The organism is Frankia sp. CoWAU3 (assembly GCF_977971855.1).
Genome location: NZ_CDWWXB010000258.1, coordinates 1 through 4,208 on the forward strand (window position 1 = coordinate 1; position 4,208 = coordinate 4,208).

Here is a 4,208-nt window from a genome sequence, read left to right on the forward strand (position 1 = left end):
GGGGGGCAGGTCCCGCCGGAGGAGGACCCGGCACTCACCGACGAGGCACGCCTGCTCACGGAAATTCGTGATCTACTGGCGGAACACCGTCCCACCGGCTGACCAAGCTGACCCAGTCGGCCCGGGCCGGCGCGGCCCGGGCCGGCGCGGGCCGGGCCGGCGCGGCTCCACGCCGGATCGCTTACCCGAACGTTGGTCGGCATTCAGGAATCGCTCAGGCTTTCAAGGGAAAGTGCCTACCATGACACCGCGTCTCCCCTTCAGCAGTAGCGCCGAGGCCGCCCCCGGGGGCGGCGGCAGGGAGGGGTCCGGCGCCGGGCATGCCTCCCCCTCCCCCTGGGCTCCGCCTATCGGCGGCGCGGCCGGGACACCAGCCGGCCAAGCTCACCCGGCTGGTCCCGCCAGCTCCGAACCCGACCTCCCGGCGGGCCCGCCTTCCCGTCCGCCCGGCTCGCCGTACAGCCAACCGCCGGCGCTGGGGCCATCCTCCGGCCAGCATCCTCAGTATCCGAATCCCCATCCCCCGCATGGGGATCCTCGTCCGTATCCGGATTCTCCGTACCCGGCCGGGCCGTCCCAGGCCAGCCAGCCGCAGGCCGCGTTCTCCGCGGGAGGCTCACCTCCGGCGGCGCCTCCCGGCGGCCCGTGGGGACCACCTTCAGGCCCGCCACCCAGTGGTCCCGCTGCCCCGAGAGCTCTGAACGGCGCGGCCGGCCCCGCGGGACCCCCGACCGGAGGGCATTCCTGGGGACCGCCGTGGAGTTCCCCGAGCGGCGCCGGCTCACCACCCGCCCAGGACCTCTACGGCAACGGGACAACCATGGCCGCCTCGCAGCCTTGGCGCCGACGGCGGCTCGTCGCCGCCGGACTCGCCATTGCCCTGGTCTCGGCCGGTGTAGGTGGCGGTGTCGGAGCGCTGGTCGCCGATAACAACGGGGGGCAGACCATCGTCACATCCGCCGGTCTGCACAACACCGTGGACAGTTCCGGTGGAACGTCGCCGGCAGCCGCGAACACCGTGTCGGCCGCGGCGCAGAAGATCCTGCCAAGTGTCGTGACAATCTCCGAGGAATCGAGCAGCGAGTCGGGCACCGGCTCCGGCACCATCATCCGTTCGGACGGGCATATCCTGACGAACAACCATGTGGTCTCGGGTGCCGCGAACGGCGGCTCGCTGACGGTCACCCTGCAGGACGGTCGCACCTTCGATGCGCAGGTCGTAGGCACGGATCCGAGCTCGGACCTCGCGATGATCAAAATCAATGCCACCGGTCTCGCTGCGGCCACGTTCGGCAATTCCGACACGCTGAACATCGGGGAACTGGTGGTAGCGGTCGGCAGCCCGCTCGGGCTGAACGGTACGGTCACGTCCGGCATCGTCAGTGCCGTGCATCGCCCGGTGCGCACCGGGGATTCAACCGTGCGGGATCAGCAGAACACCGTGCTCGACGCAATCCAGACCGACGCATCGATCAACCCCGGTAACTCCGGTGGTCCGCTGGTCAACAGTCGCGGCGAGATCATCGGCGTGAACAGCGCGATCGCGACCGTGGGTGGTGGAAGTCCCTTCGGTGGCGGCCAGCAGTCCGGCAACATCGGCGTCGGTTTCGCTATTCCGGGCAACTATGCCGAGTCGGTGGCCACCGAGTTGATCTCCACTGGAAGCGCCCGGCACCCGTACCTGGGCGTCAGCGCCTCCACCGCGGAGGAGAACACCCGCTCCACCGCCTCCAGCGGCAACGGTGCACAGATCCGCTCCATGGTTCCGGGTGGACCCGCCGAAAGGGCCGGCCTTCGCACCGGCGACGTCATCACGAAGGTCGGCAACCGTGCCGTCAACGACGTCGACTCCCTCATCGCGGCGGTCCGGTCCCACGCCATCGGCGACGAGGTGGAAGTGACCTATACCCGTGATGGACAGAGCGGCACCGTCAAGGCCCGGCTCGCCCAACAACCACCGGCATCCTGAGCTATGTCCCGACCCGCAAGAAGCATGGTGCCATCCGGCGGAAGGCCGCGAATGGCCGGTCCGGTTCCGAACGCCGGTTCCGCCGAATTGATGACAGATTTCGATTTATACTCATTGAAGGCAGATTCGTCCCTGGTGAATTGGTCCCGTCTCCGATGGGACATGGCCACCCTGCCGTGGGACCTACCAGGCAAAGTAGCCAGCCGTAGTCGATGAGGATCAAAGTGCGACGGCATCAGTAGTCAAGCGTTATCGACTGTCGAATCGGCGACAAAAAAATCTTCACGACGTTCACCCGCTGCGGGGGACAAACTTCTAGCATTGGGACTGCCTCACCGGGCTACCGATGGGGCGATGCCGGCCCGTTCCGGGGCCGCCGCTAGTCCCCGGGGAGAAGCTGAGTATGGACGACGACGCGGACCTAGTGGCCCGTGTCCGACGTGGTGACCGACAGGCGTTCGACGATCTCTACGATCTGTACGCCGATGATGTCTTCTCGATGTGCCTGCTGATTCTGGGCGATCCCACCGTGGCCCGCGCAGCGGCCGGGACGGCGTTCGCACTCGTCGCCCGCACTCGTCTAAATCCCCTGAGCGATCCCACCCGGCTGCGGTCCTGGCTACTCGAGCTTGCTCGAGGAAGCGCTCTGGCCTGGTCTGGATCGCCCCAGGCGCGCAGCATCCCGGTACCCCATGGAGTCTCGCCCGAAGAGCTCCTCGCCGGTGCCATGGTTCCGGCGCCAGCGAGTCTGCGGGTCGGCCTCGCGCGCACCTTCGATCGCGCCGCTGTCGCGGCTGTAGCCGCAGCCTCAGCCGCCAGTCGGCGGGCAGCGGCAGCGGCAGCCGATACCGAGAGCGAGAGCGAAGTCGGCGAGACCACCAAGGAGACACCGAAGGTCAATCTCGTCAAGGTACCGACGGCTCCACCCAGCGGTGACAGGTACGCCGACGCCGAGAAAACCATCATCGCCGCCACCACGCACTCCGTGCGTGTACTCCCGCTCATGCGCATGGACTCCGACAACGACCTCACCGACGCACCGCAGACTCATGCTGGCCGCGGCAGCGCGGGATGGCGCAGGCGGTCGGCGGTGGCAGTCGCCGCGGTGACGGCCATCGCCGTCGCCGGCCTCACGGCGGCCATGAACTGGCCCACCTCCGATGCCCAGCTGCTGTCGGAGGACGAGCCGAATATCACGCAGGTGACGCAGGGGCAGGCGACGCAGGCACCGACCCCGGACGCGATACGTCCGCCTATGCCTGCGGCCGCACCCAGCAATGCGGCCGCGACGTCCTCGACAGTCGTCCCGACGGTTGCCGGAGCGTTTACCAGCCGGGCTGCATCGCCCGGAGGCTTGGAACCACACCTCATGGAGCCCATCGCGCGGCAGGTCAGCAAGCCCTCGCCCTCCGCCCCTCATCGTCCCGACCCTGCTTTTGTCAAGACGCCTGCGACATCGCCTCCGTCCTCGCCATCCACCACCCCGGCGCCACGCACGCCGACGACGGAGCCACCGACCACGACTCCTACACAGCCGCCAACCACGGCTCCATCGCCAGCCAGCAGACCCACGACGGCACCCCCCAGCACCCCACCCACGACGGCACCGACCGGGGTGGACGCTCCGACGCCGACGTCCCCGCCGAGTGGCAACCCCGGGAGCCCAAGTACCGGACCTACCCCCAGCAGTTTCTCCACCGGAGGGACAAGTTCACCCAGCACGGGCGACTGGATCACTAATACGATCACAATACCGCTGCCCATTTTCATCTAGTCTTCTCTCTAGTAAACATTGCACAACAATGTGGGTGCGGGCATACTCAAAAGCTGCCAGGTCGAGAGACGTTAAAAGGCCCGAGATCCGCCGAGTGCCGATACTCGGCCTAGAAGGGACTGCGGTTCGGTCCCGGACCCGTCAGCGCCATAATCACGCATTGCCCACGCAGGGTCCCCGGCCCCGTTCTCCGCCAGTATGTCGAAAAGAAATATGCCACAGAGTTTCTCGCCGATGATGCTGGCATAATTGGCTACCCCTCACGGAAGATCATCACCGTATTCTGGCTGTGCTCGCGTACTTGAAATCCCGCGCACCTGAAAGGATGACAGGAGCCAACCGAACACATGGTCGATTCTGCGTCACACTCGCCACGGCGTCAACCCCTACGCCCACCGAGGAAGACCGCACCGCGGAACAGCGCATGACTTGCGGCTGTGGCGACCACATCCTCAAGCTTCCGGT

General features: G+C 67.1%; 2 protein-coding genes. One reads left to right on the top strand and one right to left on the bottom strand.

Annotated features, from left to right (window positions below; all coding sequences use genetic code 11):
- Positions 1 to 820 precede the first annotated feature (820 nt).
- Positions 821 to 1,969 (top strand): S1C family serine protease, encoded by a 1,149-nt coding sequence (locus AC08ON_RS16685; protein ID WP_476608447.1) that lies wholly within the window; start codon positions 821 to 823, stop codon positions 1,967 to 1,969.
- 1,416 nt (positions 1,970 to 3,385) lie between these two features.
- Here the strand turns inward: AC08ON_RS16685 and AC08ON_RS16690 are convergent.
- Positions 3,386 to 3,739 carry a hypothetical protein gene (locus tag AC08ON_RS16690; protein ID WP_476617306.1) on the bottom strand — a complete coding sequence of 118 codons (354 nt, stop codon included), beginning with the start codon at positions 3,737 to 3,739 and terminating at the stop codon, positions 3,386 to 3,388.
- Positions 3,740 to 4,208 lie beyond the last annotated feature (469 nt).